Annotated in this window: 19 protein-coding genes; 6 read left to right on the forward strand and 13 right to left on the reverse strand. The window is 56.2% G+C overall.

Features of this window, described 5'->3' with window-relative positions:
- The first annotated feature begins 115 nt into the window (after positions 1-115).
- On the forward strand, positions 116-835 hold the full coding sequence (locus BM316_RS04610; RefSeq protein ID WP_242649749.1) for a DUF1223 domain-containing protein: 720 nt from the start codon (positions 116-118) through the stop codon (positions 833-835).
- Here the strand turns inward: BM316_RS04610 and BM316_RS04615 are convergent.
- The 6 genes from BM316_RS04615 to BM316_RS04640 form a co-directional block, all read right to left on the reverse strand.
- Complete coding sequence (locus tag BM316_RS04615) at positions 832-1,716, reverse strand: lysophospholipid acyltransferase family protein (protein WP_242649750.1); 885 nt, start codon at positions 1,714-1,716, stop codon at positions 832-834. The two genes, BM316_RS04610 and BM316_RS04615, sit on opposite strands and share 4 nt — an antisense overlap.
- A 5-nt stretch (positions 1,717-1,721) precedes the next feature.
- Positions 1,722-2,357 carry a nitrile hydratase subunit alpha gene (gene nthA / locus BM316_RS04620; protein ID WP_090204551.1) on the reverse strand — a complete coding sequence of 212 codons (636 nt, stop codon included), beginning with the start codon at positions 2,355-2,357 and terminating at the stop codon, positions 1,722-1,724.
- Positions 2,347-2,649: an SH3-like domain-containing protein gene (locus BM316_RS16825; protein WP_090204554.1), complete on the reverse strand. Its 303-nt coding sequence runs from the start codon at positions 2,647-2,649 to the stop codon at positions 2,347-2,349. The genes nthA and BM316_RS16825 overlap by 11 nt, the downstream gene beginning before the upstream one ends.
- Positions 2,627-2,932 carry an SH3-like domain-containing protein gene (locus tag BM316_RS16830; RefSeq protein WP_090207545.1) on the reverse strand — a complete coding sequence of 102 codons (306 nt, stop codon included), beginning with the start codon at positions 2,930-2,932 and terminating at the stop codon, positions 2,627-2,629. Before BM316_RS16830 ends, BM316_RS16825 begins: the two co-directional genes overlap by 23 nt.
- A 127-nt stretch (positions 2,933-3,059) precedes the next feature.
- A complete protein-coding gene (locus BM316_RS04635; protein WP_090204558.1) occupies positions 3,060-4,094 on the reverse strand; it encodes a FliG C-terminal domain-containing protein in 1,035 nt (344 codons plus the stop codon).
- A 47-nt stretch (positions 4,095-4,141) separates the two neighbouring features.
- Complete coding sequence (locus BM316_RS04640; protein WP_090204560.1) at positions 4,142-4,630, reverse strand: autoinducer binding domain-containing protein; 489 nt, start codon at positions 4,628-4,630, stop codon at positions 4,142-4,144.
- 141 nt (positions 4,631-4,771) lie between these two features.
- Here BM316_RS04640 and BM316_RS04645 point away from each other — a divergent pair, with 141 nt between their 5' ends.
- A complete protein-coding gene (locus BM316_RS04645; RefSeq protein WP_090204563.1) occupies positions 4,772-5,380 on the forward strand; it encodes a helix-turn-helix transcriptional regulator in 609 nt (202 codons plus the stop codon).
- 123 nt (positions 5,381-5,503) lie between these two features.
- Complete coding sequence (locus BM316_RS04650) at positions 5,504-6,160, forward strand: acyl-homoserine-lactone synthase (protein WP_090204565.1); 657 nt, start codon at positions 5,504-5,506, stop codon at positions 6,158-6,160.
- 57 nt (positions 6,161-6,217) lie between these two features.
- On the opposite strand, the gene purB is transcribed toward BM316_RS04650, so the two are convergent.
- Positions 6,218-7,528, reverse strand: coding sequence for an adenylosuccinate lyase (gene purB, locus BM316_RS04655; RefSeq protein ID WP_090204568.1), 1,311 nt, complete (start codon positions 7,526-7,528; stop codon positions 6,218-6,220).
- An 85-nt stretch (positions 7,529-7,613) separates the two neighbouring features.
- Between purB and BM316_RS04660 the strand changes: the two genes are divergently transcribed.
- The 3 genes from BM316_RS04660 (at position 7,614) to BM316_RS04670 (ending at position 9,034) form a co-directional block, all read left to right on the forward strand.
- Positions 7,614-7,943, forward strand: coding sequence for a hypothetical protein (locus BM316_RS04660; RefSeq protein WP_242649753.1), 330 nt, complete (start codon positions 7,614-7,616; stop codon positions 7,941-7,943).
- On the forward strand, positions 7,940-8,356 hold the full coding sequence (locus BM316_RS04665) for a DUF6314 family protein (RefSeq protein ID WP_090204570.1): 417 nt from the start codon (positions 7,940-7,942) through the stop codon (positions 8,354-8,356). The genes BM316_RS04660 and BM316_RS04665 overlap by 4 nt, the downstream gene beginning before the upstream one ends.
- Positions 8,357-8,434: 78 nt before the next feature.
- Positions 8,435-9,034: a biotin transporter BioY gene (locus BM316_RS04670; RefSeq protein ID WP_090204573.1), complete on the forward strand. Its 600-nt coding sequence runs from the start codon at positions 8,435-8,437 to the stop codon at positions 9,032-9,034.
- 60 nt (positions 9,035-9,094) lie between these two features.
- Here BM316_RS04670 and BM316_RS04675 read toward each other — a convergent pair whose 3' ends face one another.
- From BM316_RS04675 to glnA, 6 genes are all read right to left on the reverse strand, one after another.
- Complete coding sequence (locus BM316_RS04675) at positions 9,095-9,262, reverse strand: DUF1328 domain-containing protein (RefSeq protein WP_090204575.1); 168 nt, start codon at positions 9,260-9,262, stop codon at positions 9,095-9,097.
- A gap of 77 nt (positions 9,263-9,339) precedes the next feature.
- Entirely contained in the window at positions 9,340-10,554 is a 1,215-nt protein-coding gene (locus BM316_RS04680; protein WP_090207551.1) for a bifunctional alpha/beta hydrolase/OsmC family protein, read from the reverse strand.
- A 193-nt stretch (positions 10,555-10,747) separates the two neighbouring features.
- Positions 10,748-12,088: a dimethylsulfonioproprionate lyase DddP gene (gene dddP / locus BM316_RS04685; RefSeq protein ID WP_090204578.1), complete on the reverse strand. Its 1,341-nt coding sequence runs from the start codon at positions 12,086-12,088 to the stop codon at positions 10,748-10,750.
- 181 nt (positions 12,089-12,269) lie between these two features.
- Positions 12,270-12,944 (reverse strand): sulfotransferase family protein, encoded by a 675-nt coding sequence (locus BM316_RS04695; protein WP_090204583.1) that lies wholly within the window; start codon positions 12,942-12,944, stop codon positions 12,270-12,272.
- Between the two features lie 189 nt (positions 12,945-13,133).
- Entirely contained in the window at positions 13,134-13,820 is a 687-nt protein-coding gene (locus BM316_RS04700; RefSeq protein WP_090204585.1) for a sulfotransferase family 2 domain-containing protein, read from the reverse strand.
- A gap of 223 nt (positions 13,821-14,043) precedes the next feature.
- The gene (glnA, locus tag BM316_RS04705) at positions 14,044-15,450 is read right to left on the reverse strand and encodes a type I glutamate--ammonia ligase (protein ID WP_090204588.1); all 1,407 of its coding nucleotides are present in this window, start codon (positions 15,448-15,450) and stop codon (positions 14,044-14,046) included.
- Positions 15,451-15,508 lie beyond the last annotated feature (58 nt).

Here is a 15,508-nt window from a genome sequence, read left to right on the forward strand (position 1 = left end):
GCGCTGTATACTATTGCACACAATCAAGATCAACAGCCTTGATGTTTGAAATAATCTTAACGCTACACTCGCAATTCGTTGATTGGTCATTTCAGCGCAAGGCCTCTAAACCTGAATGAAATCACTCAACCAAAGGCCCGTCATGCGCGTTCTCTTCGCAGTTCTGTCATTTCTCGGTTTTTTCAGCGCGCAGCACGCCGTCGCTGAGGATGGTCCGGTGGTGGTTGAGCTTTACACCTCGCAAGGGTGCAGCTCTTGTCCGCCTGCAGATGCGCTCTTGCATGATCTGGCCGCGCGAGAGGACGTGATCGCGCTCGCACTTCACGTCGACTATTGGGATTACATCGGTTGGAAAGACATTTTTGGCCGGCCCGAAAACACCCAACGCCAGCACGGTTATGCAAGGGCGGCCAATGAACGGATCGTTTATACCCCTCAAATGGTGATCAACGGGCAGGACCATCTTGTCGGGTCGCGCACCGGCGAGGTCATGGGCGCAGTGGAGCGTCATCTGGCCTTGGGTCAGGTCTTTGACGTGTCAGTCGTGCGTCAGGGCAACACAGTGACAATCGGTGCTGATCCCGGCCCGCGCGGCCAGTATGAGGTGCAGATCGTCCGCTACTTGCCAAAAGCCACCGTCGACATTCGGCGCGGCGAAAACGCGGGTCGCACCATAAGCTATGCCAATATCGTTACGGCGTGGGATGCGGTCGCGCAGTGGGACGGACGTCAGGCGTTGCGGTTACGTGCGACAATCAGTGGTGACGAACCGGTTGTGGTGTTGCTTCAGTCTGTTGGTCATGGACCCATCGTTGGCGCAGCACAGCTTCGCTAGGGCTGACCGCCATCCTTCCACCGCCGATGCACCCAGAACCATTGTGACGGATGACGCGCAATCTGCGCCTCAAGCCGCGCATTGAGCGCGAGGATCATCTCAACGGGTGTAGTGTGCGGAATTGGCGCTTCGACCTCGATCTGGAATGAAACACCGTCGTCTTGGCGGATGCCAAAGACTGGGATCACAATCGCATCAACCCGTAATGCAATTTCGGCAAGCGAGATGGCCGTCTTTGCCTTATGACCCAGAAAAGGCAGGCGCTCGTGACCGGCTGAGACGTCAAAGTAGAGCGTTGCCATCCCGCCGCGCTTCAGGTGTTTGACAAAAGCCATTGTGCCTTGACGGCCTTGGGCAAAGCAGGGCGCGCCGAGCGATTCAAGCGCGCCGACGTAAAGCTCGTTGAAATAGGGGTTGGTCATGGGCCGGTAGAGACTGCCAATCTCGTAGCCAAGTGCGGAAAGGGCGTGCCTTGGGGCTTCAGGGTTGCCGAAGTGCGCACCGGCAAGGATCACGGGCCGTTTCGCCGCTGCTGCCTCTGCCAGAACCGGCAGTCCCGGTCCGACCGGGGGCAGGGCTGCCGCGTGATCGGTGAACTCACGAAATGACTGGAATTCCATAAAGCTGCGACCGAAGTTGTCGCAGACGGCGTCTGCAAGCGCACGGCGTTCGGTGGCCGACATTTCAGGATAGATCCGCGCCAGATTATTTTCGGCACGCTTGGTATAGCCAGAGAGTGGCCCAATTGCCTTTGCTGTGATGCGTCCAAAACGGGCGATGCGCTCCGCATAAGGGCGACGCCTCAGCGCGGCAATCATCGCACGTAACATACGGTCGGTCACCCAATCGGCGGCCTTTGAGCTTGAGGTTGTCTTTGCCACGGGCGTTAGGGTGCCTTTGCCAGTCCGGTGCCGATCATGCTGTCTCTGGTGACGAGTGCGGCAAGCGCCTCCTCATCAAGCCCTTCTGTCCCTTCAGGGCGCATCGGGATCACCACGTAGCGCATATCGGCAGTGCTGTCGTGCACCCGGACCGTCGTGCCATCGGGCAGATCGACGCCAAACTCCGCAAGCACCTTGCGCGGTTCCTTGACGGTGCGGGCGCGATAGGCGCGGGATTTGTACCAGTCCGGCGGCAATCCCAAAAGATTGCGCGGATAGCACGAACACAAGGTGCAGACGACGACGTTATGGACCTCTGCTGTATTCTCAAGCGCAATCAGGCGCATGGGCCCGATATCAAAACCCATCTCGCGCGTTGCCGCACTGGCGTCGGCAAACAACGCCTCGCGAAAGGCAGGGTCGGTCCACGCGCGCGCCACGACTTTTGCGCCATCAGTAGGGGATCGCGCATCCATAGCGTCAATTTGGGCGCTGATCTCTGCGGCTGTGGTCACACCCTTTTCGATCAGCAACTCGCGCACCGCGATTTCCATTTGCTGCCAATAGGTAAGCGGGTGATCGTTATCCGGCCGATAGGGGTGACCTGATGGTGACAGGTGGTCATGGTGATCATGTGGCATGGGGTGCCTCCGCAGGCGCAAGCCAGTGGGCGTAGATTTCAGCATCGAGCGTGTCTTGCGGATTCTCTGCCGCATCGCCCCATACCTCCGCCATCGAAAACCGGACCCGCAGCAATGGTGTCGGGGTTCCGGCGTGGCGATAGGCGAGTTCTTCGGGATTAGGAAAGGATCCAAGCTCGCGTTCGATCCATCCTGTTTTGCCGCGCAAGTAGGCAGGCGTTCTCACGTGGCCCGGCGGCATATCCTCACGGACCCGCAGATATGTGCGTTCAGTCACTTGCGGCCTCCCCATATGTCGGGCCGCGTGCGGCGACCTCGGTCATTTTGGTGGCAAGTTCGGCAGTCGTATAAACACCGGCTTCGATCAGGTTCTGATTGACCGAGGAAATCCAGCGTTCGTAGTATGACATGGTTTCAAACGCTTCTTCCCCCATATCTTCAAGGACGCGTCGCAGACCATCGACCGTGAAATGACCTTCTGAAGACGCTATCACCAGCAGGGCGTCAACGCGTTTTTCCCAAAGTGCGAAATCATGTGAGGCGTCAGGTACAGGCCCGGCGGCTGTTCCGCCCATGTCGTGCCAGCGCCGCCCGTCGAAGGATTTGGATGTTGTGCTCATGCTTGTGAGCGTAACGCAAATCCGAAACAGGGTGAATCATATTTTCAGGGCAGGGGTGGCTAAGGCCGCAATCGACATAAGATCAATCTGGAGCGAGTTCATCGTCAGGGTCTTTGAGGGTGATCAGTCCAGCCTCGACCATTTCCCTAATGGCTGCCGTGACCTCTGCCATGGCTGCTTCTGCCTTGTCTTTCTGCACCTTGCCGCGCTCGTCGATTTCATCGCGAAGCTGCGAGGCCATCCTTTGGGAAAGGCTGGAAAGGATAAACTCTGCCGATTTTACATGTGCATCATCACTCGCGCTGGCCGCAGCTAGGGCGGTGCTGAGTGCTGTGTTATCCACGTTGCGGATCACGTTCGGGATATCGGTGGCCTGAACACGCGGTGCGATATCCTTGAACGTGAAGATCGCCTTTCGGACATCACTGGCAAAGGGCCGATCCTGGGCATCAAGATGTTCCAGCACATCTTCGCGGGTCTCTGATGGTGTCGCATTCAAAACAGCACCCAGCCGCTGCACGGGAGGCTTATCAAAGGCGCGCGGGCTGGGTCGCGCGTAATCCTGTGCCAGTGCTGCCCCGATCCTGCGGACTGCATCGGGTTTGACGTCTGCTGTCTTTGACATTGCATATGTGATGGCGCGGGCGTGCGGCCCCTCAAGCTTGGACAGAACGGCGGCAGCTTTGCTGACTTGGGTTTTGGACAGCACGATTGCGGAAACCTCAATGCTTTCGTTTTGCATGATCTTGACGATCTCCGCCTCTGGCAGGTCCACTACCAGCGGCCAGTGATCGCCTTCCCGCACGGATGTCAGCTGTTGGCGCAGGCTTTCGGCCAAGGGTGGGCTTAAATGCGCTGAGAGTGCCTCAATCGCGCCGTCCCGTGAGCCTGGCGCAGTCAGGCCGATGCTTTCGATTTCCGCGGTAAACTCGGCCACAATCGCATCGAGATCCTGCCTGCTGATCCGTCTGATGTCCCCCAAAGCATCCGTCAGCGCGCTTTGTGTCGATTCGGGCAGTTTCGCCAGTTCGATCCCATCGCCCGTTTCAATCATGAGTTGAACGACAGCGGCGGCTTTTTGTCGCTGGGTGAGTGGATATGTGTTGGGTGTCTCCATCAGACTGCCTTAGCCTGAAGGAGGTAAAGAATTCGTCTAGCCTAACGCTACGATCCGGGGTGGGTCACCATGACTGCCATCTTCTTGAGATGCGCAAGCGTCGCCTCGTTCAGTTCGGAGGTATCTGCGGTCGCATCGTGGATCAGTTTCATGTCCTTGAAGATCAGTTCAATCTCTTCATCTGTCAGTTCGCGATCCGATCGCGCCAAGCCGCCCAAACTGCGGCTTCCATTGGTGTTCACGGCAACAACCGCACCAAACTTCATGCCGTATTCAGACGCGAGTTTCATCACGCCGGAGCTGTCATCAAGGTTCGACCAGCGCTCTGTTCCTTCGTTCGAGAAACCCCATGCAACCATCGGATCAACCATCAACAATCCGTTGCTGGAATAGTGGTCCAGCCATGCCTTCGGGTAGGTCTGAAAGACAAACTTGGGCGCCATCAGCTCGATATGAAACCCGAGTGCATATCCAGCGGGACTCAACTTATGGAGACGTCCGAGGGCTTCACTAACTATGGTTTCATTCGTCGACATGTTGTACTCAACTTGGGGTAGGTGGGCAGATGATACACAATTTGGTGTTATCCAAATGCTAACGCCCCTATTCTAGTCGCATTAGCGTTGATGCCACAAACACTTTGTTTTATGCCGGTCGGGGACCTTTGAGGTAGAAATATGTCAGATCTTCTCGGCCTTGACGAGATTGGACAGCTAGCGCCGGCAGGTTACTACATTGCTTTGCGGATCGGCTTTGCGTTCCCGATGGAAGAGGTGAACGAGCTTCCTGACGATTGGGTCCGTCACTATACCGTCAACGGTTTTGGGCTGTTTGATCCTGTCCTGAGGTGGGCCTATGCCAATGTCGGGACATGCCGCTGGTCCGACCTGAAAATCGACGATCCCCGCAATATCATGTCACAGGCGCAAAGCTTTGGCCTGCGTTACGGGCTTGTGGTGTCGGTCTTCGATTCCGGCGCAAATGCACAGCGGTCCTTTGCATCTTTTGCGCGATCTGACCGTGAATTTACAGAGCTTGAGTCAAAGCTGCTGCTGGCCTACCTGCGGCGCCGTCATCACGAGGCAGCACCACCCACCAACCTGACCAAAGCAGAGCTTGAAGCACTGGGTATGGTGAAGGACGGATTGCGACTGAAAGAAATCGCCTACAGGTTGAATGTGAGCGAGGGTGCGGTCAAGCAAAGGCTCAAGAACGCCAAAAAGAAACTTGGTGCAAAAACGGGCTCGCAAGCTGCCGCATTAGCCAACCAGTTCGGTCTAATCTAGTCAGAACGCCCGGTTTTTTTTCACTTAGCGAAGAATTAACGCTAACCTTAGGTTGTCGGCAAGTCGCCGGCGCGGATGAATGTGGGGTCATCTGGGACAAAGGCTACAACCTGAGGGAAGCACATGCAAAACATTACTTTTAACCTGACAGAGCTGCACAAGCACGGAACGGCGTTCTTCGAATACCTCGCACTTCGCAAGCAATTCTTCGTCGATCAACTGGGCTGGGACATCCCACATGACGAGGATGTCGAGATGGATCAATACGACAACCCTAAGGCGTTTTACTCGCTCGCCGTCAAAGATGGGAAAGTTGTCGGCGGCATGCGAACGATGGCGACAACCGCGCAGTGGGGTTCGCATACCTACATGCTGCGTGACGCCGTTGATGGAAAGCTGATCGGCATCCCGCAAGATATTCTGCCTGAGGCCGAAGTGACACCTTCAGTCTGGGAGGCGACGCGCATCGTAATTGCGGATGAGGTTGGGACCCACAAGGAACGGTCACAGTGCCTGGGGCTGTTGCTTGATGGTGTGTGCCGTCAGGCAGAAGAGCATGGCGCCACCGAAATCATGGCACTTTGCCCGCCGGTTTTTGCACGGACCATGCGCACGATTGGTTATCCGGTCTACCCGATTGGCGAACCATATGTGAATGAGCATGACAACCGGAAGTATGTGGCCATGAAAGGCAAGCTGGCAGGGATCACTGCCAAGCGGCAGCCCCATGATGTCAATGTGCTGCGTCCTGACTTCTTAGGTCAAACGACAGCCGCATAATGGCTTAGTCAGACTTTACCGGTCCCGCCTTAGGTGGCGGGACCGTGCAGAAGGCCGTTAGGCCGAGGTGCCAAAGACGCGGGCAAAAATCGTGTCTACATGTTTGGTATGGTAGCCGAGGTCGAACTTCTCTTCGATCTCTTCGGCAGACAGTGCCGCCAGCACATCGTCATCGCCGAGAAGCTCGGTTTTAAAGTCCTTGCCTTCTTCCCAGACCTTCATCGCATTACGCTGCACGAGGCGATAGGCGTCCTCGCGGCTGACACCGGCTTGGGTCAGGGCAAGCAAGACGCGCTGAGACATGACCAACCCGCGGAATTTATTCATATTGGCCAGCATATTGTCAGGGTAGATCACAAGCTTCTCGATCACACCGGCTAGACGGTTAAGTGCGAAATCCAGCGTAACGGTCGTGTCGGGGCCGATGGCGCGCTCAACGGATGAATGGCTGATATCACGCTCATGCCAGAGCGTGACGTTCTCCATTGCAGGCACAACGGACATGCGTACCAGACGGGCAAGGCCGGTGAGGTTCTCTGTCAGGACAGGGTTGCGTTTGTGCGGCATCGCCGAAGACCCCTTCTGCCCCTTTGAGAAGAATTCTTCGGCTTCCAGAACTTCGGTGCGCTGCATGTGGCGGATTTCGGTTGCGATGTTTTCAATGCTCGATGCGATGACACCAAGCGTGGCGAAGAACATTGCGTGACGGTCGCGCGGGATCACTTGTGTGCTGATGGGTTCAGGTTTCAGGCCCAGTTGCGCGCAGACGTGTTCCTCAACAAACGGGTCGATATTGGCGAATGTGCCAACCGCACCGGAAATCGCGCCGGTTGCGATTTCTTCGCGTGCATTGACAAGACGGGCACGGCCACGATCCATTTCGGCATAAAAGCGGGCAAAGGTCAGACCCATTGTCGTGGGTTCGGCGTGGATACCGTGGCTGCGTCCGATCCGGACCGTGTCCTTGTGCTCATGGGCGCGGTCTTTTAGCGCCGCCAGCACGCGGTCCATGTCAGCGATCAGGATATCGGCGGCACGGACAAGCTGCACGTTGAGTGTCGTGTCCAACACATCTGAAGAGGTCATGCCCTGATGGACAAAACGCGCGTCCTCGGACCCGATGTGTTCGGCAAGATGTGTCAGAAAGGCAATAACGTCGTGCTTGGTGACAGCCTCGATCTCATCGATCCGCGCCACGTCGAACTCCACATCCTTTGCTTTCCAGACAGCCTCGGCGTTTTCCTTCGGGATCACACCCAGCTCTGCCTGAGCGTCACAGGCATGCGCCTCGATTTCATACCAAATGCGGAACTTGGTTGCTGGCTCCCAAATGGCAGTCATTTCCGGGCGGGAATAGCGGGGGATCATGGCAAGGCACCTTTTTTCGAGGGTAGGCAGTGGTTTCGCCTCGCGTCATAAGGGGGCTGGCACAAAGCCTCAAGGGAGAGAACACGTGACCCGCGTCCTGATCGCAGTATTGATGCTTGCAGTCCCAGCACAGGCTGACGGATGGAGGGTCATGTCGGGGGCAGAAATCACACGGGCTCTGACTGACCGGACCTTGATTTACAGTGCTGCGACACAACGCTTCTACGCGTCAGGGCGCACGCTTTACGATGCAGGACGTGAAAGTTGGGGGTACTGGGCGGTACGCGGTGATCAGTACTGCAGCCAGTGGCCACCTTCGGACGGTTGGGACTTCTACGACATGGCGACAGACGGGACGCAATTGCGGTTCATCGCTTCTGACGGCAGCACGACTGACGGGGCGTTTGCCGAATGATGCTAACAGCGGAAGACTTTCTCGGGGACTGGCAGATATCGCGCGAGATTTCCGATTTTCGCCTCAAGCAAACAGGGACGCTTGAGGGCAGGGCGCGCTTTGTTCAAGAAAACGGGTGTGTGCATTACGCAGAGGCCGGCACATTGCGCTTTGCCGGTGGCGCACCATTGACGGCGGAACGTCGCTATCTTTGGACGTTTACAGACGGCGAGGTGCTGGTCGCCTATGATGATGGTGCCCCGTTTCACAGTTTTGCCATTGCCGAAACGGTGCAAGCAACCCCGCATCTGTGTGGCGAGGATATGTACCACGGGACCTATCTGTTCGGCAGCTTTCCCGACTGGGAGGTCCTCTGGTCTGTCAAAGGTCCGCGCAAGGATTATCGGTCCGTGACGCGCTATCGCCGCGCTTGATAGCGCCAACGCGCTTGCGCCGCGTCGCGGCATCGGGCAGAAAGCTCTCAATGTAGTCGACGAAAAGGGGAGGCATCTATGGCCCTTGCAATGAATGATAAAGTTTTGACTGAGGCCTTTGGCCCCTCCGAAGGCACCGCGCTGCGCATCAAGCAAGTTGCAATGGTGGCTTTGGGGATCATGGTTCTGGCAATCGCTGCCAAGATCAAAATTCCGATGTGGCCAGTGCCCATCACGATGGGAACGTTCGCAGTCCTCACAATTGGCGCGGCTTATGGCCCGACACTGGGTCTGACAACTATTCTTGGCTATATGATCATCGGGGCGCTTGGTTTTGACGTCTTCGCAGGATCATCTGCAGAAGCTTACGGCCTGACCTACATGATGGGTGACACAGGTGGCTATCTGGTGGGGTATGTCCTTGCAACGCTGGCGCTTGGTTTTCTGGCACGCGCTGGATGGGATCGCTCTATGGGCAAAATGGCGCTGGCGATGCTGGCCGGCAATGCACTGATCTACATCCCGGGTCTGGCGTGGCTGGGTGTCCTTTACGGATGGGACCAGCCGATTTTGCAGTGGGGTCTGACACCATTCCTCATCGGTGACGCCCTGAAGCTGGGACTTGCCGCGCTGCTTCTGCCTGCTGTTTGGAAAATGATTGGTGACGCGCGCAAGTAAGCGCTGAACACCTTGAAAAGAAAAAAGGCGCTGCAATCCGCAGCGCCTTTTTTTATTGCGTTACTTCGCGCTTCGTGCGCCGCGTGCGATCAACGAGATCACGAACAGGACGAGGAATACGAAGAACAGAATTTGCGCGATACCAGCAGATGCGCCAGCGATGCCGCCAAAGCCCAGGACTGCTGCGATAAGTGCGATTACGAGGAAGGTGATTGCCCAACCCAACATAGTAAACTCCTTTCATTAAGGCGACGCTTGGCGCCGCGATCTGAAGGAGTAACGTATAGTTGGGGAAAATGGTTCCGCTAACGGTCCGAGGCCAGCACAGTCGCAACCGTCGAAGACCTCTCTAACGTCTTGTGAACAGGGCATTTATCCGCGATTTCGAGAAGCCGTTCACGTTGTTCATCTGACAGGCCACCTTGCAGGTGAATCGTCCTTTCGAAGTGGTCAACCTTCGCACCGGGATCGCCTGCATCAGCGGCATGTTCTTTGGCGTGCGTGATGTCCACGCTCACCCCCGACAGGGGCCAGCCTTTACGGCGTGCATACATTCTGATGGTCATTGATGTGCACGCCCCAAGTCCAGCAGCGACGAAACCATAAGGGGTCAGCCCCTTGTTGGTGCCTCCGAACTTCGCGGGCTCATCTGCCAATACGTGATGAGGACCAGACTGCACATCTTGCAGAAATCCATTCTCGTCCGCCTCTGTCACACGCAAGACGCCTTCGGGAACTTCTGTGGTTTTCTCGGGGTCTGGCAAACTCAGATACCGTTTCGACCAGGCCGCGATGACGTCGGCTGCATACTCCGCATCTGCCGGATTGGTGATCAGGTGATCCGCGTCATCCAGTGTCACAAAGCTCTTGGGATGTTTGGCGGCAAGAAAGATATCTGACGCGTTCTCAATACCCACAGTCGCGTCGCGCGGTGCGTGCAGGACCAGAAGTGCGGCACGCAGATTGGCAACGGCCTCTTTGAGCGATGCGTTGCTGACATCCTCAACAAAGCCTTTCCCGATCCGGAATGGCCGCCCACCCAATGTGACTTCAGCAACGCCTTGATCCACGATTTCAGGGATTGCCGTGGCAAAGTTGTGGGTCACGTGGCTGGGATCAAAGGGTGCGCCGATGGTCACAACGGCCTTGATGCTTTCAATCTGGCTTGCGGCTTTCAAGACCGCGGCCCCACCAAGCGAATGGCCGATCATCAAGGCAGGGCCCATCCCGCGCGACGTGAGTGCCTGTGCTGCATGCACAAGATCGGTCACGTTTGACGTAAAGCTAGTGTTCTCAAACTCACCTTCTGAGTGCCCCAGACCAGTGAAATCAAACCGAAGCACAGCGATGCCCATCGCCGCCAGTCTCGCCGCAATCCGCCGCGCCGCCGTCAGATCCTTTGAGCATGTAAAGCAATGCGCAAAAAGCGCCGTCGCCAGATGCGGACCATTCGGCATATCGAGGCGAGCCGCCAGTTGGTCTCCCGCGTGGCCGGTGAATGTAAGCTTTTCGGTCGGCATGGCGTGACCTTTCTGTGTTGTCTTGCGTGGTACTGGCCAAGACATGGGCCGCTGCCGGACGTCACACAATGTTTAATGCAGGCAGTCGCGGCAAGGTGAGAGATGTTACCACACGGCGAACTCCTCAGATCCTGCGCTTGATGAGAGCCAATCGTGCGAGCTTCGGGGACGGTCTGACCCCAAGCGAAACTGTTCATTCACCCATTAGCGCAGGATCAAACGGGTATTTCGTCAGGTTCTCAAATCCATCTTCGGTGATCAGGACCTGATCCTCCAGCTTGATAGAAAAGTCGCCGTCCTCGGGGCTGATAAGCGCCTCAACGCATAAGGTCATGCCGGCCTGTAACTCATAATCGAACGCGCCTTCGACCATCTGGTCAGGATAGGCGACAAGGGGCCATTCATCACACAGCCCCACGCCGTGCATGAGACAACCATACTTCAGTTTCTGATATTTTTCGGGGAGGACATGCGTGTTGCGGCTCAGATCCTGGATATTCACACCGGTTTTGAGCATCTCCATGTTGGTCTGGATATGGTCTACGCCGATCTGCATCGCTTCGATCATGTCAGGCCGTGGCTTGCGGTCCCCGACCCACCATGTGCGGCTGATATCGACGCAGATGCCATAGGCACCGATCAGATCGGTGTCGAAGGCCACGATTTCGTTGTTTTGGACAATCCGCCCGCCGCATTCCTGAAACCACGGGTTTGTGCGCGGGCCAGAGGTCAGAAGGCGCGTTTCGATCCATTCGCCGCCGCGCTTGATGTTTTCGGCATGCAACACGGCCCATATGTCATCCTCTGACATATTGCCCTGTGGCACCCCTGTGCGGGCCGCTTTCTCCATCTCGTAGCAGGCAACCTCACAAGCGTGGCTTGCACAGCGCATGGCAAGAATTTCATCCGGACCTTTGATGCTGCGTGCCTTCTCCGTCAATTCTTCGCCAGGAAAAACCTCAAAACCGATTGCCTCAAGCGCGCGCAGTCCGTGAAGCATCGGTTTGTCCACGCCAAGACGCATATTGCCACCACCGTGCTCTGCGATTAGATCGCGGACCTCAGCTGCAAAGGTTCTTGCTGCAGCATTCAACCCATCGCCACGGTCAAAGTAAAAGAGATCAGCCCCGGACCGCTGTTCGACGACAAGCGGGTTGAACTTTGATAGGAACATCGCGTTTTTGTAGTCCCAGACAACCATATAGCCATCCGCACAGACCAGACAGGCGCGGAAGGGGTTATGGGTGTTCCACAACTGCATGTTGGTGCTGTCGGTGGCATAGCGGATGTTGAGCGGGTCAAACATCAGAATGCCGCCATAGTCTCGCGTGTTGACAGCATCACGCAGACGCGCAAGGCGGTATGCGCGCATGGACGGTAAATGCGGCAAGGTCAGTCCGGCGGCCTGCCACTCCGAAAAGGCAAGTTGCGTCGGGCCGATCTCAACCCTGTCCTGATTGTTTGGTGTCCCGTCGGCAAGCAAGTCACCACGGCTGGGGTCTATCTTGCGGGTGTCGCGGTAGTGGGTATTCATGCTGCGCGCCTCCGGTCGCCTGAAGAAAGTATGGAAGCGTCGAAGGTGTGGAATATTGTCCGGAATCGACATGCAAGGCGCAGAATATGGCGGAAACGTTCCGGTATTTGGGAAGAGCCGCATCGCTTGCGGGACTTGCTTGGCTTTGAAAGTGAAGGGGCAGAACGGATCGGTTGCCTGATTATGACCCGTAGCCGAAACGTGTCATGTCCTGAGCATAGGCGCGACCGATAAAATCCAACTCTTCGGTCGTGAGCGTGATTTCAAAATCTCTGGCCTTGTTCACACGCGGAAAACGGGTCGCGTCTATCCCGTATCGTTCGGCAAGACTTGCGGTGAAACCGTCTTCAAGTTTGAAAATATGGGTGTCCGGACCGACAAAGTCGGATTGGGGTGCAAAGTGACCATCAAAGTGCCTGCGTCGTGCGTGGACACCACGTTTGAGCAGAGCAAGCGTGTTTGCGCGAAAAACCTCGAATTCAATTTTGCCACGGGTGCGCCCGAAATACTGGTACCTCAGCGCGGACAAATAGCGCGTTCTTGGGTTTCGGACGATTGCAAAACTTTCCTCAAACGGACCCCAGTGCTGCCAGACGGAATAGGGCGCATGTTGGATTGAGCGACGCCCCAGTTTTGACGCATCACCGATGATCTGGAATTCGGAGATCGAAAATCGCTTGAAAACCTTCGGCCCGAGACCTGCTTTTGGCATCAGCCTAACGTTTTGAATTTGCCAGTCTGCATCCAGAAACGCGATGTAAAGGCTTGAACCGGCGCTTTTGGGGATGTGCGCGAAATAGATGCGTCGCTTGCGCAATTTGCCGTCCAGAACTTCGTTTCGTGTGAGAATAGCCATGTGCGCTTGCTTGGGGTCCCGGGACGGTGGCGGTGTAAAGGGCTTGGATTTTCGACGTCCTACCTGATTGCGGTTCAACTACGATGGCTTATTGCAAAAGGAAAGCGCGGCGAGCCTGCAAGGCGGTTTCACTCTTGAATCTCTCAATCTTGCCACCCCTTAAGGTGCTACTGACATCTGGTGTTTCATCTACTCGGGCGGCGTATACCCGAATGTCTCGAAATCTTCGGCATAAACTGCACGGATCAGATCCAATTCTTCTTGCGTCAGCGTAATTGCCTCCGGAGGAGCCTCATTGACCGATGGAAACGTCCCATCGGCAAATCCGAAATCATCCGAAATCTGCTGGGCAAAATCCTCTTCAAAGCGGTAGAGATTCGTTTCGGGGCCGACAAACTGAACCTGCGGCGCAAAATGCCCGTCGAAACGCCGCTTGCGCGACCATGACCCGCGTCGGACTGCGTTGATGACGCGCCGTCTTGAATCGTCAAGGTCAGCGCCCCCGGTATTGCCGTGGCGATGATGATATTTCAACGCTGAGACGTATCGGTCGACCGGATGGCGCACAATTGCAAAGCTTTGCTCAAATGGTCCCCACTGATGCCAGATATCGTATGGCGCGTGCTGAATGCTGCGCACCATGCGGCGCAAGTTGCCGGTCGTGCCGTATTGCTGGAATTTCTTGATTCCGAATTCGTTGATCACGGCACGGTCGCCTTCGGCCTGGTTGCCTAAACGGACGTTCTCGATCATCCAGCCGTCGCGCAGGAAGGCCAGATAGAGGCTGGACCCGGCAGTTTTGGGGATATGCGCAAAGTAGAGGCGTCGATGCGCAATCGCGCCGTCTTTCACATAGGCCTTGGTCAGGATTGCCACGTTTACCGCTCACTTGTGGTTTGCGCACAGGAGTAGCCACAGGGCTTGCGGAAAACAACCGGTTGTCGCGCGTTTAGGCTTCTTGGCTGTCGAGCGTCGCGCGTTCATCAAATCGTTTCCAGCGAGCATCACGACTTGGCCGTCTGTTAAAGATGATCTGCTCCACAAGAAAAGCCCTGCAGGATCTCTCCTGCAGGGCTCTCTATCACATCACTGCGCGGAATTAGCAGCTGTAGTACAGCTTGTATTCCATTGGGTGAGGTGTGTGCTCGTAGGCGTAAACCTCTTCCCACTTCAGTTCCATGTAGCCTTCAAGCTGGTCTTTGGTGAAGACGTCGCCGGCCAGCAGGAACTCGTGATCGGCTTCCAACGCTTCCAGCGCTTCGCGCAGCGAACCACAGACTGTTGGGATCGATGCCAGCTCTTCTGGTGGCAGATCGTAAAGGTCTTTGTCGGAGGACGGACCTGGGTCGATCTTGTTCTTGATACCGTCAAGGCCAGCCATCAGCAGGGCTGCAAAGCAGAGGTATGGGTTTGCTGCCGGATCTGGGAAGCGCGCTTCAACACGCTTGGCCTTCGGGCTTTCGGCCCAAGGAATACGGACACAACCCGAACGGTTACGCGCAGAATAAGCGCGCAGAACAGGGGCTTCGAAGCCAGGGATCAGACGCTTGTAGCTGTTTGTCGATGGGTTGGTGATCGCGTTCAGCGCTTTGGCGTGCTTCAGGATACCACCGATGAAGTAGAGCGCTTCCTGAGACAGATCAGCGTATTTGTCACCTGCAAAGAGCGGCTTGCCGTCTTTCCAGATCGACATGTTCACGTGCATACCTGTGCCGTTATCGCCTGCGATCGGCTTTGGCATGAAGGTTGCCGACTTGCCGTAGGCCTGTGCCACGTTGTGGATAACGTACTTGTACTTCTGCAGCTCGTCTGCCTGATGTGTCAGTGATCCAAAGATCAGACCAAGCTCGTGCTGGCAGGAGGCAACCTCGTGGTGGTGCTTGTCGACCTTCATGCCCATCCGCTTCATGGTGGACAGCATTTCGGAGCGCATTTCCTGACCGTCGTCGATCGGGTTGACTGGGAAGTAACCACCTTTGACGCCCGGACGATGGCCTGTGTTGCCCATTTCGTATTCGGTGTCTGTGTTCCATGCGCCGTCGATGGCGTCGACTTCGTAGGACACCTTGTTCATCGAAATGTTGAAGCGCACATCATCAAAGACGAAGAATTCAGCTTCAGGGCCGAAATAGGCCGCATCACCGATACCGGAAGACTTCAGATACTCTTCGGCTTTGACGGCGGTTGAACGTGGGTCACGCTCGTAGGCTTCCATCGTGTCAGGTTCGACGATGTTACAGTTAATGCAAACTGTCTTTTCTGCGTAGAAGGGGTCGACATAAGCGGTCGATGCCTGTGGCATCAGCTTCATGTCGGACTGGTCGATGGACTTCCAGCCGGCGATAGAGGAACCGTCAAACATGAAGCCTTCTTCAAGGAAGTCTTCATCCACCAGATCGGCGACCACTGTCACGTGCTGCAGCTTGCCGCGTGGGTCAGTGAAGCGGATGTCGACGTAGTCGGCTTCCTCGTCCTTGATCAGTTTCAGAACGTCTTTGTTGTCCATCAGGTATTACCTTTCTGTCCGTGGGTTTGTTTCGCCCGCTGCACATCGGCTGTGCCGC

Source organism: Yoonia litorea (assembly GCF_900114675.1).
Lineage (GTDB): Bacteria > Pseudomonadota > Alphaproteobacteria > Rhodobacterales > Rhodobacteraceae > Yoonia > Yoonia litorea.

Bases quoted from the DNA above. Each gene is read 5' to 3' on its own strand.
- dddP (WP_090204578.1), bottom strand. From the start codon at position 12,088: ATGAATACCCACTACCGCGACACCCGCAAGATAGACCCCAGCCGTGGT.
- BM316_RS04680 (WP_090207551.1), bottom strand. From the start codon at position 10,554: ATGCCGACCGAAAAGCTTACATTCACCGGCCACGCGGGAGACCAACTG.
- BM316_RS04665 (WP_090204570.1), top strand. From the start codon at position 7,940: ATGATGCTAACAGCGGAAGACTTTCTCGGGGACTGGCAGATATCGCGC.
- BM316_RS04635 (WP_090204558.1), bottom strand. From the start codon at position 4,094: ATGGAGACACCCAACACATATCCACTCACCCAGCGACAAAAAGCCGCC.
- nthA (WP_090204551.1), bottom strand. From the start codon at position 2,357: ATGCCACATGATCACCATGACCACCTGTCACCATCAGGTCACCCCTAT.
- BM316_RS04610 (WP_242649749.1), top strand. From the start codon at position 116: ATGAAATCACTCAACCAAAGGCCCGTCATGCGCGTTCTCTTCGCAGTT.
- BM316_RS04670 (WP_090204573.1), top strand. From the start codon at position 8,435: ATGGCCCTTGCAATGAATGATAAAGTTTTGACTGAGGCCTTTGGCCCC.
- BM316_RS16825 (WP_090204554.1), bottom strand. From the start codon at position 2,649: ATGGGGAGGCCGCAAGTGACTGAACGCACATATCTGCGGGTCCGTGAG.
- BM316_RS04645 (WP_090204563.1), top strand. From the start codon at position 4,772: ATGTCAGATCTTCTCGGCCTTGACGAGATTGGACAGCTAGCGCCGGCA.
- BM316_RS16830 (WP_090207545.1), bottom strand. From the start codon at position 2,932: ATGGGCGGAACAGCCGCCGGGCCTGTACCTGACGCCTCACATGATTTC.
- BM316_RS04640 (WP_090204560.1), bottom strand. From the start codon at position 4,630: ATGTCGACGAATGAAACCATAGTTAGTGAAGCCCTCGGACGTCTCCAT.
- BM316_RS04675 (WP_090204575.1), bottom strand. From the start codon at position 9,262: ATGTTGGGTTGGGCAATCACCTTCCTCGTAATCGCACTTATCGCAGCA.
- BM316_RS04650 (WP_090204565.1), top strand. From the start codon at position 5,504: ATGCAAAACATTACTTTTAACCTGACAGAGCTGCACAAGCACGGAACG.
- BM316_RS04695 (WP_090204583.1), bottom strand. From the start codon at position 12,944: ATGGCTATTCTCACACGAAACGAAGTTCTGGACGGCAAATTGCGCAAG.
- purB (WP_090204568.1), bottom strand. From the start codon at position 7,528: ATGATCCCCCGCTATTCCCGCCCGGAAATGACTGCCATTTGGGAGCCA.
- glnA (WP_090204588.1), bottom strand. From the start codon at position 15,450: ATGGACAACAAAGACGTTCTGAAACTGATCAAGGACGAGGAAGCCGAC.